The sequence below is a fragment of the Corynebacterium curieae genome, assembly GCF_027570035.1.
Lineage (GTDB): Bacteria > Actinomycetota > Actinomycetes > Mycobacteriales > Mycobacteriaceae > Corynebacterium > Corynebacterium curieae.
In genome coordinates this window covers 140,126-158,035 of record NZ_JAKMUU010000004.1, presented here as the reverse complement: position 1 = coordinate 158,035, position 17,910 = coordinate 140,126, and the positions used below count along the sequence as shown (strand labels likewise).

The window sequence follows — 17,910 nt, the reverse complement described above, 5'->3', positions numbered from 1 at the left end:
TGGCTCAGCAGGGTCCTCACCTGCGTCTGTCTCCCGTATCACTGAAATCTAACACCAAGGAAGGTTAAATCATGATAAACGGATTTTCCCGACGACAGTTTCTGCTCGGCGGACTCGTCCTCGCCGGCACCGGGGCCGTGGCCGCCTGCACCAGCGACCCTGGACCCGCTGCCTCGGCACCAGGTTCCTCCCTTCGCCCCACTCCCACCCCCACTGCGCTCGGTGAGCCGACGGTGCGCCGGACACTGACCGCCCGGCCCCTCTCTCTGGATATCGGCGGTATCGAAGCCAAGACGTGGGGATACGTCTCTGACACCGGGGATGCGGCCACTGAGGCCACCGCCGGCGACGTCCTCCAGGTCGATATCACCAATGAACTGCCTGAGAGCACCTCCATCCACTGGCATGGCATCGCACTCCACAACGCAGCCGACGGTGTGCCCGGCATGACCCAGGAGCCCATTGAACCTGGCGAGTCTTTCTCCTATGTTTTTGAAGTCCCCCACGGTGGCACCTACTTCTACCATTCCCACTCCGGCCTGCAGCTTGATCGCGGCCTCCACGCCCCACTGATCGTCCGTGACCCGCAAGACGTTGAGGACCAGGACGTCGAGTGGACCATCGTGCTCGACGACTGGGTCGACGGCATTCAGGGCACTCCCGACGATGAGCTCGACAAGCTCACCGGAATGGGTTCGGGCGACCATAACGGGAAGAAGGGGATGGGAGGTCACGGCCATATGATGCACGGCACCCCGGACCGGGTACTGGGCGGGGATGCCGGCGATGTGATGTATCCGCACTACCTCATCAACGGACGTATCCCCCGTGCTCACCGGACCTTCGAGGCTCGCCCGGGCGACAAGGCCCGCCTGCGGTTTATCAACTCCGGCGGTGACACCATCTTCAAGGTGGCCCTCGGTGGTCACCGCATGACCGTCACCCACACCGACGGCTTCCCCGTCCAGCCCCGGGAGACCGAATCGATCTACCTGTCGATGGGCGAGCGTGTCGACGTCGAGGTGATCCTCGACGACGGCATCTTCCCGCTCACGGCTTTGGCGGTGGGTAAAGACGACCGCGCCTTCGCCGTCATCCGCACCGCCGGCGGCCAAGCCCCCCACCCCGATGTCGACTTCCCCGAGTTGTCGTCCACCGGACTGCTTCTGTCCTCCCTGAAGCCAGCAGACCGTGCACTCCTGCCCGAGGACACACCAGACCGAGAAGTCAGCATCGACCTGGGCGGGCAGATGATGCCGTATGAATGGAGCATTCTCACCGACGGCCAATCCTCCTCCGCGACCGTGCAGGAGGGCCAGCGCCTGCGGATGGTCATGCGCAACAGGACCATGATGCCCCATCCCATGCACATCCACGGCCACACGTGGGCGCTGCCCGGCAGCGGCGGGCTACGCAAGGACACCGTCCTTCTCCGCCACGGTGAAACCATGATCGCCGACCTGATCGCTGACAACCCCGGTGAGTGGGCATTTCACTGCCATAACGCCTATCACATGGCAACCGGGATGCTCAGCTCGCTTCGCTACGAGTAACCCCCACAGCAGGGTTGAGTGCCGAGGTGGGCGGGGGTGTCCCCCCGAGTAGCGGACACGGCGTTGGTGTCAGGGTTGAGCAGTGTGTGCCAGGAGTCGACGGGATTGAAGTATGCGTCAGCGCGCACGGCAGCAAGTTCAATGATGCGGTCGTAGCGCTTGTTAAGGCCGGTGGTTTCGGTATCAATGACCGCAAAGACCGACATGCCCGCCTAAACGCTATCGAACACTGCAAGCAACGTGGATTTTTGTGGATAGCCACACTGGCCCCGTGCGGGTTTGTCCACAGGGTGAGCGTGGTTGGTCTTTCATAGCGGGCGTGGGTGTGGTTGCCTTAGTGCTATGAGCACTTCGCAGGACTATCCGAACTCCACCCCAAACCCCGGTACTACGACCACTGGGGAGGGTCAGCGGCGAGGACCGAGCTTGCGGGATATTTCCCCGCAGGAATTAAATGCTGCCACCCAGTACATGATTGATGAGCTTATGAGTCAAGGCATGAGCGAGGCGGAAGCCATAGAGTATTTAGACGATCTGGATAGGAAAGCTATCCCTGATGATTTCTGGGAAAGCACCAACTAAGGACTAAGCCTGTTTTATTGAGCGTTGTTAGAGTTCGGCGTCCTGGTCGTCTTCGTGCTCTGCTTCTAGCTCTGGTGCCGCGTTGGGCTCGCCTTTAGTTATAAGTCTCCGAACGGGACCAGCTTAAGGCGATCCGATTTACGTGGATGGAAGCGGCGGCGAGCATCTCTCGCCGCACAATAGCTCGATGAGAAGCTTAAAGACTTTCATGGTTGTTCTGCTGAGTGAGGGTTGGTCTTGCGGCTGCGGTGTTAGCGCAGTGGCTTTCGCAATGAGCGAATGAAAGCTATCTCTGGCGCGAGGCCGGGGGTAGTTTTCAGGGAGGTCAAAATTAAAGCACGCAATAGATGCACCCTACTGTAAAACATACACGCTAAAATCTAGGTGTTGACCAGCACTGTTTCGTTAATGCCGGATAATTAAAATTATCCGGCATTTTCGCTGTTTGACGTGGGGGTAAGCGTTTTCTAGTGCCGGTTGCAACCGGTTAATCTGGTGCTGCCAGCGAGGAGATTGCGATCAAATGGGAGAGGTGTACAGGTGGATAAAATGGAGGCTATTTGTATTCCTGCCCCGCATTTTGGTCGACGACGTGCTCGCTGGGTGTCTGAGGATTCGTATGTCCGACTGGAGGTGCGCCTTCCAGCGCCAATGGTCAGAGAGCTGACCATTTTGGCTAATGCCAAGGGTGCTTCCATTGCCCGAGTCGTAACCGATGAGCTTGAGCATTTAGTCAGTGACGATAGGCAGCATGGTCCTGGGGAGGAAAACTAGTCAGAGAGTTTTTCACCAAAGACGAAACAAAGCGTGATCCTGCCAGATCACGCTTTGTAGATGCACAAGCCTGAGGAGCTTAGTGCCAGAAATCCATTCAAAACTTTCCAGAGAATCAAACGGGATGTGTTAATTTTGTCATGCCTAAAATCAATTAGCAATAACGGTGGCACTTTTGCCACTCCTATTGCCGAGCAGGTGATCGGCAATGGGTAGATTTGCAGCGCTTGCGGCGGCACCCGTAGCTGTAGAGAAATCAAGACGCGAGGGTATTCCGGCTGTGTCGGTGATTGGGCAGGCATCGCCGTCGAGGGTGCGCCGACTTACTCGACGCACGCTTCCTGATACAGATCGCTATCTGAGACTGAGGGAGATCGGAATCCAGCGTCCTGCGGGACCACTGCGGAGTGAGGCTATTGACCGTGCAGCTCTTGTCCAAGCGCACACCCGAGTGCTTGATGAGGTTGCTGATGCCAAGGCTGCGCGCGTGGTGGCGCGATACCTCTACGATGAGGCGATCGTTTTCGGTTCGGTTGACGAAGAACGAGCGCTGACACGACCTGCAGTGGATAAATGGCTTTTCCGGGATGACGTCTTTTCTCGCAGGTCACAGCGCACATACCGGACAATCCTCTATGCGGCAGGCCGGACGCTGTACCCTCACGAATTCCCTGAACCTCATCGTCAACGAGGACCGCGCCGCAAAGCAGTTCCGGCCGCGAAAACATCCCTGGAGAATGAACTGTATGCGATTGCTCCGAGCCTACGACCGATGCTGCGCGTGCAACTGCTGACGATCTTAGATCTGACTACGGGCGCGGGGCTGTCGTCTCAAGAGATCCGTCACCTGCGGGGCAGCGATATTTCTCCTCTTGAGCTGCCCGAACGCACGGTGGTGCAGATCGCTGTGAGGAAAAGAGGCATTGTCTCTCGCGTGGTGCCGGTCGTATGCCCCGTTCGAGGACATCGTCTTTTGACACGGGCACGCGAGGTCGGCAGCGGTTTCGTTTTTCCTATTGTGGGGGATTCCATGCCTCGAAATGCAATTTGTCATGTCTCGGAGGAGCTCGTTGAGCAGGGTTTTCCTGCATTTAATGTAGCGTCGTTGCGGAACCGTTGGGTGGTAAAACTGGCCTCTGACCCGGGGGTCCCGGCGGCGATGCTGATGAAAATGGCGGGCATTGCTGACCTGCGGGTTTTGCATGATCTGGAAGCGGATCTGCCGAAGTTTTCGCCGGAAGACGAGGCAAAAGTCTTGCTGCACTGTGAGGAGGTGGACGGCTGATGACCGTTGCGATGCAGGAGCAGAGGGTGATGATCTCCCCGGACTATGTGGAGCGCTGCGCGGCTGTGATTGAAAAATCTGGTGCGCACCGGATGATTGATTTTTATTTTTCCCAGGGCCGTGGTGTGGGTGGCCGCAAATCCACGGGACCAAAATATTCAATGTTGGGCGTACTCACCATTGGCCTTGCTTTAATCGGGATTCGGCGTGTGCCCTCGATGGCGGAGATCTGGCGCACCCTATGGACCCTAGACCCCGCCCAACAGGAACGGCTCGACCTCGACCTTTCCTGTGGCGAGGGCACCTACAGGGCTTTTGCCATGTGGCTAACGCGACGGCTTGAGCCCCTTGATTCACTGCCGGAGGCTCCCGCGCGCCGCGTGAAAAATGCCGATCACCGTCGAATGATGGCCGCGCGCTCTCCGGAGCAAGAACAAGCCTCTGAGGTTGCGTCCGAGAGACTTCATCAGGTTGTAAACTCGCTGGTGGCAGGCTCAATCCATGAGCAAGCCCCCAAAGGATATCGAGGCGATATCATCGCCGACGAAACCATCATCGACTTGGCAGGCCAGTCGATGGGGCTAGGCAGCCGGGACACCAAACGCCGAGGTGCCGCGTACGCGGGCGTCTATTACATCCGCGATCGCGAAGATCACTCCTTGCATTCCGAGCTGGGTACCCGGCGTAGTACCAAAGGTGGGGTAGCCGTTGGCATTACTGCGGTGTGCCGCGTCGGACCACCAAAAGCCGTGTATTCAGTAGCCCCGGTGATTACAGGAATTTCGATCGATAAGCCAAGCTCAGGTTCGGTGCAGGGGCTGACACGCGCCATCAGATTTCATCAAGAAAATGGGTTTGACCAGCGCATTAATCGTGGACGTTTGCCATTGCTGACCGTCGACATGGGCTACAACGTCAAACAGCACTTTAACGACAACCTGTTGGCCACAGGCTATGCTCCGGTGGTTCGCTATCCCAAATCTTGGCGTACGGTTTTCGCATCTGACAGCGCTGCAGGTGAAGAACCCGCCAGTGGACCACTGCAAATCGCGGGCGAGTTTTACTGTCCTGCTGTACGTGGGATCGCAGGTGACGGGAAGATTGTCCGACGCACGATGGAGCTGCTTGGAGAGGACGATGGTTTTGAACGCCACGATGCTCGACTCGAAGCTTTATTCCCGCTAATCATGGGGACTAATTCGAGGCCTTATCGGGCACGTCAAGGCCGTGGCCGCCCTCGTAAGGATGAACATGAGGCTGAACGGCCCGTGAAAATCGATTTGGTCTGCCCCGCCGTGCAGGGGCGAGTGCGATGCCCACTCAAGCCGGTGTCCATGACTCAATCACCCGAGGAGGCACCAGAAATTTCACCTAGCTGGAGTGCGGATCAGTATAAATGCTGCGCAAAATCCAGCATTACCCACACACTTACCCCTGAACAGTGGAAACGTGCGCAATGGGGGCTCGTTCCTGGCTCCTGGGAGCATGCGACTTATTATGAAGCAGCTCGCGCTATTACCGAGCAGCGTTTTTCGATCATGAAATCACCACATATCACCGGGATGGAGTCTTTCAAGCGAGGCGTGAGGCGTGAGCCGATGCTCTACATCACGCTCGCGCTGTGGGTGGCCTCGACGAATCTGGCGATTCAAGAGTCATTCGAGCGGAAAACCGCAGTTCAAGACTCGATGACGCGACGGCTTCGTATGGTTCGTGAAGACACTGGCCGAGATCTGGCCAAGGTCCCGCCTCGGACTTAATTGCCTGGGAAATAATCTAAAACGTATGTGCTAATGCCCACCTGGTCTTTTCTAGGTGAGCGTTTTTCATGTCCCCTCTTTGTGCTATGGGCTCTCGCCGACCGGTGAGAAGGTGATTTTAAGGCTGTATTTGTGCCAATGAGGGAGGGGCGTGGGCGTAGTTAATTCCCGGGAGATTTCATATCCGCAGCTCGGGATACGCTTTTTGAAAAGCTATGTTGAGCTGCCATCGTGAACATCACACCATCGAAATCCGGAGATGGAAACCACAGAAGTTTCCACTCCGGTTATTTTTATATTTTCTAGTCGCTGTTGTTTTGTTTAGTACGCAGCATATCCATGCTCATCACGGCGCCGATGATGGCGGCGTGCTGTTGCTCATTGAGGCCCGGCGTGATGCGCAGGCGGTACGTGTTTTTGCCCATGAAGAAATTGCCCATGCCAGTCCATTCATTAGAGACGTCAGCAAGCAGGCGATCCCCTGAAGTGATGGAAAGGTTCCAATCCCAGAAGTCGCCGTGGATTTCGACGTCGGCAAAGCCCTCCATGGTCAAGTCCAACTTTGTCTTGAGCAGGGAGAAGCGCTTGGTGATAACGGCCATGGGTTGCTCGATTCCCGGCAAGTGCACCTCGTAGGTATCCCGCAGAAAATTCGGCGGGTCCGAAATCGTCATGACCGTTTGTAGAGGGGTGCCCTCGGCATCCGTGAGCGCGACCTCTAGGCTGCGAGAGGATTTAAACACCATGTCTTTGAGACTGGTGGATTGCAGGATGGTGCCCACCGGGGTGCCGTTGATATCGGCGATCATGAATTGGTCATTGAGGAAGGACTTGGTCTGAGAAATTACGAGCTCGTCAAGTGTGAATAAATTTTGCGACATGCCAGCCACTGTAGGGAAGCTGGTGGTTTTATTCCTCCTCCCTAGGGGTGGTTTTCTGCTGGTGCATGAGTGCTTGCGCTTCCTCGTACGCCCGGGCGCGGTGGGCGGTCATAGTTTGTGCGAAGGTCTGCACCCAGTTTTTGTTCTTGTGCGCCAGCGGACCGGAGGGCTCCGTGGTGGTCCAGGTGCCATCTTCAAATAGCCAGATGATGTCGCGCGTATGCGGGTCCATGACATAAAAGGCCCGGCCATCGGTCTTCACGTTGTGGTGGTGCTGGCACAGGCAGGCAAGGTTTGCCGGCGTGGTCGGCCCGCCGTCCGCGTGGTTGATACGGTGATCCTTTTGGCAGGCCGTGGCTGGGCGGTTGCATCCAGGGTAGCGGCAGGTGCCGTCGAAACCTTCCAGGTACGCGGCCATGGCGGTGGGAGTGACATAGCCCTTGACCTCGTGGTCAGGGTCCATCTCCCGGATTTTGGTGTAGGGCAGCGCATTCGAGCGTGCCGGGTCGAGCCAGCCCACGGACTCAATAAATGCCGGGGAATTGGGCACGTCGGTGGCCTTGTAGGCGTTGAGAATGATCTCGGGGGCTTGGGTGCGGCCGGTGAGGAGTGCAACGGCGGCGTCGGCAAGCGAGCAATCTAGCTCTAGCGCGGTTTGCCGGACGCACTTATCGACGCTCGCGATAACCGCCGGGTCCGCACTCAAAGTCACCGCTGAGGTGTTATCGCCCCAGTTTTCCATGGTGTAGCGCGGTTGGGTAGGGCCCTGGGTGACGGCCAGCGTGTCATCGGCGAGGTTAATGAGCTCGTTGAGCTTGCGTTTAATCTGCGCCTGCGTACGCATGGCCTGGTTTGGCCGGGTAGGGGTGAGGTAGGCGGTGAGCTGCTTATCGATGCGCTCTACCACCGCAGGGGTCGGGTTCCCCAAGCGGTTGAGGGACTTGTTGATGGCAATAATCCGGTCGAGGTCCAAGTGATAGAGGTGGTGCTGTAGCGCTTGGAGCTCAGGCAGCTCCTCTAAACGGTGTAGCGCCATAAGGATATGGCCGATCCGGCCTTCATTAACGCCGGTGGTGCGGTAGAGAGATTGGGTGACTAATTCGAAATCAGAATCGAGATCCGGGACTTGGCTAACCCAGAACTCGTATTCCGCTTTTCGCATCTCAAAGGCTAAGCGTGTCGTGGGGTCGGTGGTGTTGGTCGTGGAAAAGTAGGGTTCTTCCATGGTGCATCATACCTAAATTGTGCTGTGAACTTGTGTACGATTTACACCATATAATAAGCCTCGGACACGAGCCTTTTTCTTCACATCTTCGCAGCTCAGGAGCTATATTCCGGATCTTTAGTGAATAGGACATTTTCGCTGCTTTGTGCCGCGTATGTCTTGTCCTGCTTGCGCATGAATCGCAGGCCCCAGATAATAAGCGTCCACGTGATGAGGGCGATAACGAGGATGGTCGCCGGCCACTCACCCGCAATCATGGTCGCGCCATTGAACAAGGTATGCAGTGCGATAGCGGCCAGCCAGAAACCGGCCACCTGCCAGTATCCGTGGCGCGCGCCCGCATAGAGCTTGCCGACGCCCCACGCCGCAATCCCCGTATACAGCGCATGGCTAAAGGCCCCGGTGAAGAGTCGCCCGGTACCGGTAATGATGGCGCCCCAGAGGTCGCCGTCCAAGTTATCGATGGCCGCGTTGAGGATGAACGGAACGTTTTCCATGGCATCAAAGCCAAGGCCCACCGCCATACCAATCGCAGCGGCCTGGTAGGGATGCTTCACGTTTCCAAAAGCCGCAATAATAATAATAACGACACCGAGGAGCTTGATGGTTTCCTCTGGAAGCGGCGAGTAGAAGGCCGCGTCTAGGTGGGTGAGCCCCAGCTTGTTTGAGATCCCCACCATTTGGTCGTTGAGGCTTACCACCACCGGTTGGGCGAGTGCGCCCCACAGGATGCCCTGCCACACTGGCCGCGGCCTAAACCACAAGAACCCCAGGCCGAGTGTAAGGCCCACGCAGATGAGCGCACCGATGAGCCCAACCTCGGTAAACCGACGATCAGCCAAAAAGAAGCCGGAGACTACAAGGCCAAAAGCGATAGATAGCCAATACAGATTCTTCATGCCTTTTCTACTTCCTGGGCAAGTTCTTCAGCGCGCGGTCCGCGCAGGGAAACGAACGTGGTGGGGCCATCGTCCTCGATGCTGATGGCTACAAGGTCGCCATCGGCAAGCGTGCGTTTATCGCCGTCGCGGTCGATGTCTCCTTCCGGTATGGTCGTGCCCTCACCCATTGCCCGGAGGTACCGGCGGGTGGCTTGGTCTTTGTCTTGTACGCCGGCTTCCTTAGCGCGGATTAGGGTGCCGTCACAGTCCCAGCGCGGATTGTCCGCAGTGGAGCCGTCTTCTTCAAGGCAGGACAGTCCGGGGATGTGGGCCGAGCCCGCCTTCACTTCAGAAGTGGGGTTGTCATACATGTCTGGCAGGAGCGCATTGGTGCCGTAGATGGCGCCAAATACTACGCCTGCCGCGAGGATGAGTGGTGTGCTTTTCATGTCTTCAACGCTAGGTACGCCCTGTTCAGCGCGGTATCCTCCGCGGGGAGGGTTAGGCCGACCACAGGGCGGATTTCTTTCCCATAAGTTTCCTCAAGCCCTGTGATAGGTTGGGTGCGTGTTTGAGGAGCTAGAGCAAGAGGCGGAATCGACAGACGAGCCAAGCCGCGTGTGGTGGCAATGGTGGGCGCCCATCGCCATGGCCGCGGTCTTCGTTGGCTTGCCGCCCGCCACCTATCAATTTGTCTCCGGCACCATTTTGCTCATCCTCATGGTCGTGCTGACGGTGGCCATCGCTCTTGTCGACGGCGCCACTTTCCGCGCCTCCTGGACAATCTTCTGCGTTGCTGGGCTTGCCTATGTTGCCGCCATGTCCCTGTACTTCAATGAGGGAACCTGGATCTATCTCCCAGTGGTTGTGCTCCTGGCATGGGCCGCGAGTCGGCTGGGTGCCGTGGTGGGCTCCAAGGCAGGGAAGAGCTAATGGAGACGTGGCGCCTCGAGCACCCCGAAGTGGGAACCATCGAGGTGCAGTGTGGATACGATGCTGAGTTCGCGGAGATGGGCGAGTGGCCTAAGAAGGCGAAGGACTTCACCCCGGTACCGGGTGATGCCTCCCCGGCGGAGCGCCTCCGGCTCTGGCGGAAGAACCCGAGCCCACGCCTGCAGATTGTGGTGAACGGTCAGGTACGCAGCCGCCACGATCGGCCGCGTGCGGGCCGTTATTCGCTCAAGAAGAAGATTGAAAAAGACCTCACCCTGCTCGAGAACTCCGCACCGCGGAGCAAGCCTTACCTAGATATCCAAGCCTCCCCCTTCGGCGAGCTATTAGATGTGTATTACCGCAATGGCGAGGAGGCAGTCGCCCTCGATCCGCCGGCCGGCTCACTGGGGGAGAAACGCCGCCACGCCATGGAGGAAAGCTCGTTCAAGCGGGTGCTGTATCCGCTTTTGGGTGGACTGGGAAAGTCCGGCTGGGCTATTGGCGTGATTGTGTTCGGCCCGATCATTAGCCGCATCTTGGCCCGATTACTGCCGGATTGGGAGCTGCCGGACATCAACCTGCCGGATATTGTGCTTCCCGTGCCGGAGTTTCCGCGGATTGAGCTGCCTGCGCCGAAAATCGACATCGACTTCGATCCACCAGACTGGCTGGTATTCCTCATGGACTACAGCAAGGTGTGGGTACCACTCATCATCGCGATCGTGGTGGGCATCCAGGCCGTGCGCAATGCCAAAAAGTCCGAAGAAAAGAAACAGCAGTGGCAACAGGGCGGCGCGTATGCTGACGGCCATGAAGATACACGGCGCGATTGATGCGGAAGGCCGGTGTAAGCATTGGCATTCCCCGCTAGACGTGGTGGCCAATAAGTGTGCCACCTGTGGCGAGTATTTTGCCTGCGCGCTGTGCCACTCCGAGCTTTCTGATCATGAGTTTGGGCCCATGCTTCTCGACGCCCCCTCGGTCCTCTGCGGCTGCTGCCGCACCGAGATGAACTACCACGCCTATTCCGCCGCACCTGCGTGTCCCCATTGCGGACATAAATTTAATCCCGGCTGCAGCGCGCATGCCGGGATCTATTTTCAGCTGGACCGATAAGTGGCCCAACCGAGGTCAGCGTCTTAGAAGGAAGACAGCTGCTGTAGCTGCTGGATCTGTGGAATCTGTGGCAGCTGGAACTGGGATACAGCATTCTGGGCAATCTTGGCCGCATCCGGGATGCGGAAGGTCTGGCCCAAGAACGGGACGTCGACAGTCGGCTGGCCAGGGATGGTTCCCAGCTCGATGACCTTGGCGTTCTTGGCTGGCGCCGGGGCCGGGGCCGGGGCTGGCTTGGGGGCGGGAGCATTGCCGCGCTGGCCGCCGGTGTTGACCGGCTTGCCCTGACCAGTGGTGCCGTTCAGGCCGCAGCGAGCAATGGCCTCATCCATGCGGCCGATGGCGCCGCGGACCTCGTTGCCGCGTGGGTGCACGGTGGCAACGGCGAGGGCCTGTGACTTCTTCTGGTTATAATCGGCGGAGTTGGTCCAGTACTGCTTTGCCTGGGAGCAGGAAATCTGGCCAGCAGGCATCTTGGTAAGGAGATTATCAACGGTGTCGGCATGGGCAGCGGCAGGCGCAGCGAGGGTTACGGTCAGGGCGGTAGCTGCAGATAGCAGCGCGGACTTACGTGCAAAGCTCATGCCAGACATCTTGCCACACTTGTTACGCCTGTGGCAGGCCAAGGAAGCGATTGACTAGGCTGCGGTAAGCGCGCACGGTGAGCTCGAGGTCCTCCAAGTAAAGGTGCTCGTCGTGGCTGTGCAGCTGCGAATTGGCACTGGCCATATCGCGGCCCTCGGCGTGCATGGCAAAGCCATAGGCATTGCCACCCTTGCGTCGGGCGAAGCGCAGATCCGAACCGCCGGTGGCGTGGACTGGGACGACGGCCTTGTCAGGGAAGAACTCCTTGGAGGTGGCCTCAATGGCGCGCCACAGTTCGGTATCGGTGGAGGATTGCGTGGCATCTTCGGTAATGAGGCGCTCGATTTCTACCTCATCGGCCATGTCTCCGAGTGCACTGCGCAGGAATTCATCCAGATCCTCCTGGGTTTGACCAGGGAAGGGGCGCACATCCATTTCCAAGTAGGCATGCGAAGGCAGCACATTGATTGCGCCACCAGCGCGCAGGACGGTCTCGGCGATGGTGGTGTGGCTAAAGGCATGGGCGTAGGCGTCGAGGTTGCCGAACTTGGAGTAGTCACCCGTGCCGTCGATAAGCTCTTGCTCCGTCTTGGGGTCAAACTTGAAAGTGCGGACGAAGCCCTCCCAGATCTCATTGGAGGCTGTGGGCGGCTCGGCAGTAGCGATGCGGCGGGCCACCTCGCCGATCTTCACGATGGCAAAGTCCTTGCCATAAGGAGTGGAGCCATGGCCGGCATCGCCATGCACGTGCAGGCGGCGCTGGCCGGCGCCCTTTTCTCCCACGTTGAAGCCCACCGCGCCGGGCAGGTGGCTGCCGCCGGTTTCAGACAGGCAGTTCTTCCACGAAAAGGCATCGGGGTGGTTTTCGGACATAAAGCGCACGCCGAGGCCGCCGCGGGCCTCCTCATCGGCCATGCCCACAAAAGCGAGGGTGCCGCCTGGGTTGCCGGCGCGGGCGACCTCGCGGGTAACCGCTGCCATGGTGGCGGTAATAAACAGCATGTCTACGGAACCGCGGCCGTAGAGCTTGCCGTCCTCGATGAGTGCTTCGAAGGGCGGCTTGGTCCACTTGGGCTCGTCCACGGGGACGACGTCCGTGTGCCCCATGAGGGTGAGCGGTTCCTTTTTTGGATCGCCGGGGACGGTTACGACGATGGAAACGCGGCCTGGGTGGGACTCGAAGCGCTCAATCTGTACGTCTTCACCCGCGAAGAATTTTTCTAAGCTATCTGCATTGCGCACTTCGTGGCCGGAATCCGGCGTGAGGTCGTTTACGCAGGCATTGCGGATAAGTTCTTGGAGGAGTGAGAGGGTGTCATCATAAAGCGTCATGCCCTCGAGCCTAACGCTGGGAAAAATTTTATGTGATTTTAACCAAAGTTGAACGCCGTTCAAGTATGGTTCACACCATGAGTATCGTTGACATTGCCCGTGAAAAAGCCCTGGAGCAAGGCAAAGGCCTCAACCAGGAAGAACTACTGCAAGTACTACAGGTCCCGGATTCCCAGCTGGAGGAAATCGCCGATATCGCCCACCAGACCCGCCTGAAGTGGTGCGGTCCGGACGTATCGGTGGAAGGCATTATCTCTATTAAGACTGGTGGCTGCCCAGAGGATTGCCACTTCTGTTCCCAGTCCGGCCTCTTTGAATCTCCAGTGCGCGCTGTGCGCTTGAACATCCCTGAGCTGGTGGAAGCGGCACAGAAGACCGCCAAGACCGGCGCTACCGAGTTCTGCATCGTTGCCGCAGTAAAGTCTCCGGATGATCGCTTATTGGATCAGGTGGGCGAGGCAATTGCCGCGATTAATGACGCCGTCGATATTGAGATTTCCTGCTCCCTGGGCACCCTGACCCGCGAGCAGGCGCAACGCCTGAAGGACATGGGCGCGCAGCGCTATAACCACAACCTAGAGACCTCCCGCTCCTTCTTCCCCAATGTGGTCACCACTCACACCTGGGAGGAGCGCAAGCAGACCCTCGACTATGTGCGCGAAGTAGGCATGGAAGTCTGCTGCGGCGGCATCATCGGCATGGGTGAGTCCTTGGAGCAACGCGCCGAGTTTGCCGCACAGCTGGCAGAGATTGATCCGTGCGAGGTGCCGATGAACTTCCTCGATCCACGCCCGGGCACCCCATTTGCGGATCGCCCGTTGGTTCCGCTGGGTGAGGGACTGCGCGCCGTGGCGGCATTCCGCTTGGCCATGCCGTCTACCACCTTGCGCTTTGCAGGTGGCCGCGAGCTTTCGCTTGGCGACGACGGCACTGAGCGCGGCCTGCTCGGTGGCATCAACGCCATTATCGCCGGCAACTACCTGACCACCCTGGGCCAGCAGATTGAAAAGGATGTGGACATGTTGAACCGCATCGATCTGCCGATTAAGGCCCTATAGTGTCTGGTTTATCCGAGCCGACGTCCGAATTGGCCGCCGCCGTCCTCTCCGGGGACGAGCCGATTTTCCATCCGAATACCGGAAAGCCGATCGAAGAGGTCTTCACGCTTCACCCGGCGGCCGCAGCCGGTCTCGATGTGCCGCGCTACTGCCAGATCTGTGGCCGCCGTATGGTGGCCCAGGTGCGCCCCGATGGCTGGCACACCAAGTGCTCGCGCCACGGGGAGCTGGATTCGGAGTGGCTTTACGTAGAGCACTTGCCCGAAAGCTAGCATCGGGAGCATGGATCCAGCCGTTTCCCTTGCCCACCAGTCTGCGCTGCGTTCGATCGCCCGCGTAGTGGAAGAATCGGCGCCGCATACGGAGGCAGGGAAGGCTTTGGGGGAGGTGGTCACGCAGCTGCGCGAGGGCCCAGTGATGGTGCTGACTGGGGCAGGGGTGTCTACGGAATCGGGCGTGCCGGATTATCGGGGCCCGCGCGGCTCGCTCAGTAGGCACCGGCCGATGACCTATCAGGAATTTCGCCACGACCCAGCCGCGAGCCATAGGTATTGGGCCCGCAGCTTTGTGGGGTGGCGGGTTATGGATTCTGCAATGCCGAATCGCACGCACTATGCGCTGGTGGAACTGGAGCGTGCCGGACTGGTCAATGGCGTGGTCACGCAAAACGTAGATGGCCTGCATAAACAGGCAGGAACCATGAACCTGGTAGCGCTGCATGGCGATATGGAAACCGTCGTGTGCCTGATGTGCGGTTATCGAGAGGCACGGGCGCATTTCGACGCGCGCTTAGCCACAGCGAACCCGGGCTACCTAGAAGGCCTCTTCGTGGAGGCGGACCAAGTGAATCCGGACGGTGACGTGACGCTAGAGGAGGTCGACGTAGCGGCGTTCCGCATGGCAGGGTGCGAGCGCTGTGGTTCTGAATTGCTGAAACCGGACGTCGTCTACTTTGGCGAGCCCGTGCCGGTAGAGCGCCGCGATGCCGCCTTTGCTGTGTTGGGCCAAGCGCGCTCGCTGTTGGTGGCTGGTTCTTCGCTGGCGGTAATGAGCGGGTACCGCTTTGTGCTGGAGGCAAAGAAGCAGGGCAAGCGCGTGGCCGTCATCAATGGCGGGCCCGGCCGGGGTGATCAGAAAGTGGATACGCTGTGGCGTACACAGGTAGGTCCGGCCTTTGATGCAATCCTCGATGAGCTGGGGCTTTAACTAGCGCGGAATAGTCTCCACCAGTTCCAAAATGGTGCGCACGATCGCGCGAACGCGCTTATCCATCGGCATATCCTCATGCATGACCATCGCGCGGCGGTCAAAGTCTTGGACATAAATATTGCGGACCGTGCCCTCTGCGGCGCCGCGAGGGTCGAGGAAGCAGGTTTCGGGCGGGACAACGACGGCGTCGGAACGCGTGGCAATGCAGGTATAGCTCACGCCGGATTCCAGATCGCCATCGCGGTTGGTTTCGCGCAGGGCTTCACTGCCGACGACCTGGTCCATGCCCGCCGGCCCAAACCAGCCATCGATGATGGAACGCAGCACCGCTTCTTGACGCGGGGTGCGGATGAGGCGGCTGGCGATTCCGCCATAGGTGGTCCCGTGATTCGGCGCGCTAATGCACATCAGGTGCAGGACGTTTTCGGCGCCTCCCTCCATACGCATAAAATAACGGGCAAGAAGCCCGCCCTGGGAGTGGCCGATGAGGATGACCTTGTCCGCGCCGGTGACTGCGCGCACGGCATCAATATAGGCGCCAAGCTCCCTCGCGGACTCCGCGAGGGGTTGGGTAGCGCGGCGTCCGTAATCAGGAGCGAAAACGGCCCAGCCGTCTTGGCGCAGTTCATTGCCGAGGATTTGCCATACGCCCTTGGTATCGCAGGTGCCGTGGATGAGGATGACCGGCCAAGGCCGCTCCGCAGTAGGACGCGCGCCCCAGTCATCTTCAAAGATTCCGCGCGGCTTGATGCGTGCGCCAAGGGGGAGGGTAGCGGCGGCATCGGCGTCGAGAGCGGTATCGCCGGGGCTGGTCTTGACCTTCTGGGCTTTGATGAGGTCCGCAATCTCGGCGGCGACTTCCTCGCGCAGTGCTGTGGCCTCGGCAGGGGAGGCGACGCCGCGACGCGGGGAATCGGTCAATTCCTTCTCGTTGGCACGCCAGAATTTGCGGAGTTGCTCGGAAATAGTGGATTTCAACTCAGCCATGGTTCCGGATTGTACTCGTTATTGCAGGTTAACTGTGTTTTTGTCAAGGGTGAAGAAATTTATGGGCAAACCCTTGACCATCCTACGAAAGGTTTATAAACTTAGGCTTGCCTAATCACGGGCGGTGCTTGCAGGAGGGTGCGCTCCACTCCCTCCTTGGGTGCCGAGAGATTAGTCATGGGGAGAAGGCCCGCCGATGTACTGTCGGCGGGCCTTCGTTTATGCAAGAAATCTTGCACGAATGTCTCGAATAACTTAATGTGGCTAATCGTTCAAGAATTCTTGCACGATTGGAGTTGGAATGAGCCCACGAAAATATGAGCATCCGGCCACCGAGGATTTAGAATTCGTCCGTGTATTGGCTGCAGTAAGTGATCCCATCCGGTTGGAAATGGTCAAGCGCTTAGCAGACGGCAAGGAGCACGATAGCTTGATGCTTGCTGACGACCTGCCTCGGTCGACCCTGACTTACCACACTCGGCAGCTGCGTGAAGCCGGTGTGACGTGGACAAGAAGCCAGGGGCGCACTTGTGTCATCTCTTTGCGTCGAGACGATCTAGACGAGTGTTTTCCAGGTTTGCTCGACATGGTGATTTCTAATGCTTAAACAGCTATGGCCGTTAGTTTTGGGCAGCGTAGCACTCGGGTTGGATGCGTATGTTATTGCTGGGCTGCTGCCTCAGATTGCCGAAGACTTGGGTGCAAGTGGCAGCGTGATTGGCTTGGGTGTTACCGCTTTTACCGGTGCGTACGCGGTATGCGGCCCACTATTATCGGGTAGGGCGGGCAAGGATCCGCGAAATGGACTGCTGGGCGCTATTGCTGTGTTTTCTCTGGCCAATATTGTGACCGCTGTATCCCCTACGGTAGGTGTTTTTATAGTTTCGCGGCTGATTGCAGGTGCGGCAGCGGGAATCTACTCGCCGTTGTCCGCGGCGGTAGCGGGCATGTCGGTCACGGCGGAGCGTCGAGGACGTGCGCTTTCATTGGTGCTAGCCGGTTTGGCGGTGGGAACTGTTGTGGGTGTACCAGCGGGACTGGGAGTGGCCAAGCAGCTAGGCTGGCGGGCTGCCATTGCTTTGGTATCGGTGGTTGGCGTGGCGGCGTTGGCAGGTATAGCGATACGTAGAACGAGTGCTGTACCAGCTGTGCCTTCTTCCTCGCTAGGGCAGCGACTCCGAATCATTGGTCGGGTGGATAACTTCCTAACGGTCTTGGTTACTTTCTTCGTGGGAGTCGGTTCGCTGGGACTGTATACCTATATTTCCGTGGTGCTCGAACGAGTGCAGGTAGACACCATTGCTGGCATGTGGATTTGGGGAATTGGCGGTGCAATTGGTGCATTTGGAATCGGGCGGGTGCTCGATAAGGTAGATAGTTCTCGCAAGCTAACGACCATAATCATTGTTTTGCTTGCTGCTGATTTTGCAATGTTGTTGCTATTTCCCTCGAGCCGTATGGTGGCACTGGTGTGTCTTTTTGCATGGGGGCTTTTGGGGTGGTCTTCCATGGCACCGCAACAGCATTCGATGCTCAGCGCAAATCCTAATGAAGGTGCGACTGCCGTTGCTGCTAATGCGTCCGCGAATTATCTGGGTTCGGCTGTTGGCTCCGCAGTAGGTGGCCTATTGTTGCCATCCTCCGCGGGAATATTATTGGGGGCGCTATTCGTAGTCTTAGTAGGTATCGTCTGCAGTATCGGGGCGAGAGCCTTGTCTTTCCCTAAGCCTAGGGATAATGAGAATTAAG

At 58.4% G+C, this 17,910-nt stretch carries 20 protein-coding genes; 12 read left to right on the top strand and 8 right to left on the bottom strand.

The window, feature by feature from the left end; translation table 11 throughout:
• The first annotated feature begins 71 nt into the window (after window positions 1–71).
• Complete coding sequence (locus L8V01_RS08310) at window positions 72–1,553, top strand: multicopper oxidase family protein (protein ID WP_269946614.1); 1,482 nt, start codon at window positions 72–74, stop codon at window positions 1,551–1,553.
• Here the strand turns inward: L8V01_RS08310 and L8V01_RS08305 are convergent.
• Window positions 1,544–1,759 (bottom strand): 3'-5' exonuclease, encoded by a 216-nt coding sequence (locus tag L8V01_RS08305; RefSeq protein WP_269946613.1) that lies wholly within the window; start codon window positions 1,757–1,759, stop codon window positions 1,544–1,546. The genes L8V01_RS08310 and L8V01_RS08305 overlap by 10 nt on opposite strands.
• 136 nt (window positions 1,760–1,895) lie before the next feature.
• Here L8V01_RS08305 and L8V01_RS08300 point away from each other — a divergent pair, with 136 nt between their 5' ends.
• From L8V01_RS08300 to L8V01_RS08290, 3 genes are all read left to right on the top strand, one after another.
• Window positions 1,896–2,135, top strand: a complete 240-nt coding sequence (locus L8V01_RS08300) for a hypothetical protein (RefSeq protein ID WP_269946612.1) — start codon at window positions 1,896–1,898, stop codon at window positions 2,133–2,135.
• 1,225 nt (window positions 2,136–3,360) lie between these two features.
• The gene (locus L8V01_RS08295; protein ID WP_269946611.1) at window positions 3,361–4,194 is read left to right on the top strand and encodes a hypothetical protein; all 834 of its coding nucleotides are present in this window, start codon (window positions 3,361–3,363) and stop codon (window positions 4,192–4,194) included.
• The gene (locus tag L8V01_RS08290; RefSeq protein WP_269946610.1) at window positions 4,194–5,954 is read left to right on the top strand and encodes a hypothetical protein; all 1,761 of its coding nucleotides are present in this window, start codon (window positions 4,194–4,196) and stop codon (window positions 5,952–5,954) included. The genes L8V01_RS08295 and L8V01_RS08290 overlap by 1 nt, the downstream gene beginning before the upstream one ends.
• Window positions 5,955–6,256: 302 nt before the next feature.
• On the opposite strand, the gene L8V01_RS08285 is transcribed toward L8V01_RS08290, so the two are convergent.
• The 4 genes from L8V01_RS08285 to L8V01_RS08270 form a co-directional block, all read right to left on the bottom strand.
• Window positions 6,257–6,835: an LURP-one-related/scramblase family protein gene (locus L8V01_RS08285; protein WP_269946609.1), complete on the bottom strand. Its 579-nt coding sequence runs from the start codon at window positions 6,833–6,835 to the stop codon at window positions 6,257–6,259.
• 28 nt (window positions 6,836–6,863) lie between these two features.
• Window positions 6,864–8,060, bottom strand: a complete 1,197-nt coding sequence (locus L8V01_RS08280) for an HNH endonuclease signature motif containing protein (RefSeq protein WP_269946608.1) — start codon at window positions 8,058–8,060, stop codon at window positions 6,864–6,866.
• A 95-nt stretch (window positions 8,061–8,155) separates the two neighbouring features.
• Window positions 8,156–8,959, bottom strand: a complete 804-nt coding sequence (locus L8V01_RS08275) for a PrsW family glutamic-type intramembrane protease (protein WP_269946607.1) — start codon at window positions 8,957–8,959, stop codon at window positions 8,156–8,158.
• Entirely contained in the window at window positions 8,956–9,390 is a 435-nt protein-coding gene (locus L8V01_RS08270) for a hypothetical protein (RefSeq protein ID WP_269946606.1), read from the bottom strand. Before L8V01_RS08270 ends, L8V01_RS08275 begins: the two co-directional genes overlap by 4 nt.
• Window positions 9,391–9,508: 118 nt before the next feature.
• Here L8V01_RS08270 and L8V01_RS08265 point away from each other — a divergent pair, with 118 nt between their 5' ends.
• Genes L8V01_RS08265 through L8V01_RS08255 form a run of 3 tightly spaced genes read left to right on the top strand, consistent with a single transcriptional unit; the run spans window position 9,509 to window position 10,990 of the window.
• Window positions 9,509–9,874, top strand: coding sequence for a heme transporter (locus L8V01_RS08265; RefSeq protein ID WP_269946605.1), 366 nt, complete (start codon window positions 9,509–9,511; stop codon window positions 9,872–9,874).
• Window positions 9,874–10,707 (top strand): hypothetical protein, encoded by an 834-nt coding sequence (locus L8V01_RS08260; protein ID WP_269946604.1) that lies wholly within the window; start codon window positions 9,874–9,876, stop codon window positions 10,705–10,707. Before L8V01_RS08265 ends, L8V01_RS08260 begins: the two co-directional genes overlap by 1 nt.
• Window positions 10,685–10,990 carry a CHY zinc finger protein gene (locus L8V01_RS08255; RefSeq protein WP_269946603.1) on the top strand — a complete coding sequence of 102 codons (306 nt, stop codon included), beginning with the start codon at window positions 10,685–10,687 and terminating at the stop codon, window positions 10,988–10,990. Before L8V01_RS08260 ends, L8V01_RS08255 begins: the two co-directional genes overlap by 23 nt.
• Before the next feature lie 23 nt (window positions 10,991–11,013).
• On the opposite strand, the gene L8V01_RS08250 is transcribed toward L8V01_RS08255, so the two are convergent.
• Both L8V01_RS08250 and L8V01_RS08245 read right to left on the bottom strand, forming a co-directional pair.
• Window positions 11,014–11,574, bottom strand: coding sequence for a hypothetical protein (locus tag L8V01_RS08250; protein WP_269946602.1), 561 nt, complete (start codon window positions 11,572–11,574; stop codon window positions 11,014–11,016).
• A 22-nt stretch (window positions 11,575–11,596) separates the two neighbouring features.
• On the bottom strand, window positions 11,597–12,907 hold the full coding sequence (locus tag L8V01_RS08245) for a M20/M25/M40 family metallo-hydrolase (RefSeq protein WP_269946601.1): 1,311 nt from the start codon (window positions 12,905–12,907) through the stop codon (window positions 11,597–11,599).
• 77 nt (window positions 12,908–12,984) lie between these two features.
• On the opposite strand from L8V01_RS08245, the gene bioB reads away from it, so the two are divergent.
• From bioB to L8V01_RS08230, 3 genes are read left to right on the top strand one after another with little or no spacing between them, the layout of a single operon-like run.
• Window positions 12,985–13,965 (top strand): biotin synthase BioB, encoded by a 981-nt coding sequence (gene bioB / locus L8V01_RS08240; RefSeq protein ID WP_239236566.1) that lies wholly within the window; start codon window positions 12,985–12,987, stop codon window positions 13,963–13,965.
• Complete coding sequence (gene bsaP / locus L8V01_RS08235) at window positions 13,965–14,237, top strand: biotin synthase auxiliary protein BsaP (protein ID WP_269946600.1); 273 nt, start codon at window positions 13,965–13,967, stop codon at window positions 14,235–14,237. Before bioB ends, bsaP begins: the two co-directional genes overlap by 1 nt.
• A 10-nt stretch (window positions 14,238–14,247) precedes the next feature.
• A complete protein-coding gene (locus L8V01_RS08230; RefSeq protein ID WP_269946599.1) occupies window positions 14,248–15,171 on the top strand; it encodes a Sir2 family NAD-dependent protein deacetylase in 924 nt (307 codons plus the stop codon).
• Here L8V01_RS08230 and L8V01_RS08225 read toward each other — a convergent pair whose 3' ends face one another.
• Window positions 15,172–16,161, bottom strand: a complete 990-nt coding sequence (locus L8V01_RS08225; protein WP_269946598.1) for an esterase/lipase family protein — start codon at window positions 16,159–16,161, stop codon at window positions 15,172–15,174.
• 301 nt (window positions 16,162–16,462) lie between these two features.
• On the opposite strand from L8V01_RS08225, the gene L8V01_RS08220 reads away from it, so the two are divergent.
• Window positions 16,463–16,768: an ArsR/SmtB family transcription factor gene (locus L8V01_RS08220; protein WP_269946597.1), complete on the top strand. Its 306-nt coding sequence runs from the start codon at window positions 16,463–16,465 to the stop codon at window positions 16,766–16,768.
• Window positions 16,761–17,909: an MFS transporter gene (locus L8V01_RS08215; protein WP_269946596.1), complete on the top strand. Its 1,149-nt coding sequence runs from the start codon at window positions 16,761–16,763 to the stop codon at window positions 17,907–17,909. Before L8V01_RS08220 ends, L8V01_RS08215 begins: the two co-directional genes overlap by 8 nt.
• The last annotated feature ends 1 nt before the right edge of the window (window position 17,910 follow it).

Excerpts from the sequence above, each read along its gene's own strand:
- L8V01_RS08310 (WP_269946614.1), top strand. The coding sequence starts at position 72 with ATGATAAACGGATTTTCCCGACGACAGTTTCTGCTCGGCGGACTCGTC.
- L8V01_RS08305 (WP_269946613.1), bottom strand. The coding sequence starts at position 1,759 with ATGTCGGTCTTTGCGGTCATTGATACCGAAACCACCGGCCTTAACAAG.
- L8V01_RS08300 (WP_269946612.1), top strand. The coding sequence starts at position 1,896 with ATGAGCACTTCGCAGGACTATCCGAACTCCACCCCAAACCCCGGTACT.
- L8V01_RS08290 (WP_269946610.1), top strand. The coding sequence starts at position 4,194 with ATGACCGTTGCGATGCAGGAGCAGAGGGTGATGATCTCCCCGGACTAT.
- L8V01_RS08285 (WP_269946609.1), bottom strand. The coding sequence starts at position 6,835 with ATGTCGCAAAATTTATTCACACTTGACGAGCTCGTAATTTCTCAGACC.
- L8V01_RS08280 (WP_269946608.1), bottom strand. The coding sequence starts at position 8,060 with ATGGAAGAACCCTACTTTTCCACGACCAACACCACCGACCCCACGACA.
- L8V01_RS08275 (WP_269946607.1), bottom strand. The coding sequence starts at position 8,959 with ATGAAGAATCTGTATTGGCTATCTATCGCTTTTGGCCTTGTAGTCTCC.
- L8V01_RS08270 (WP_269946606.1), bottom strand. The coding sequence starts at position 9,390 with ATGAAAAGCACACCACTCATCCTCGCGGCAGGCGTAGTATTTGGCGCC.
- L8V01_RS08260 (WP_269946604.1), top strand. The coding sequence starts at position 9,874 with ATGGAGACGTGGCGCCTCGAGCACCCCGAAGTGGGAACCATCGAGGTG.
- L8V01_RS08255 (WP_269946603.1), top strand. The coding sequence starts at position 10,685 with ATGAAGATACACGGCGCGATTGATGCGGAAGGCCGGTGTAAGCATTGG.
- L8V01_RS08250 (WP_269946602.1), bottom strand. The coding sequence starts at position 11,574 with ATGAGCTTTGCACGTAAGTCCGCGCTGCTATCTGCAGCTACCGCCCTG.
- L8V01_RS08245 (WP_269946601.1), bottom strand. The coding sequence starts at position 12,907 with ATGACGCTTTATGATGACACCCTCTCACTCCTCCAAGAACTTATCCGC.
- bioB (WP_239236566.1), top strand. The coding sequence starts at position 12,985 with ATGAGTATCGTTGACATTGCCCGTGAAAAAGCCCTGGAGCAAGGCAAA.
- L8V01_RS08230 (WP_269946599.1), top strand. The coding sequence starts at position 14,248 with ATGGATCCAGCCGTTTCCCTTGCCCACCAGTCTGCGCTGCGTTCGATC.
- L8V01_RS08225 (WP_269946598.1), bottom strand. The coding sequence starts at position 16,161 with ATGGCTGAGTTGAAATCCACTATTTCCGAGCAACTCCGCAAATTCTGG.
- L8V01_RS08220 (WP_269946597.1), top strand. The coding sequence starts at position 16,463 with ATGAGCCCACGAAAATATGAGCATCCGGCCACCGAGGATTTAGAATTC.
- L8V01_RS08215 (WP_269946596.1), top strand. The coding sequence starts at position 16,761 with ATGCTTAAACAGCTATGGCCGTTAGTTTTGGGCAGCGTAGCACTCGGG.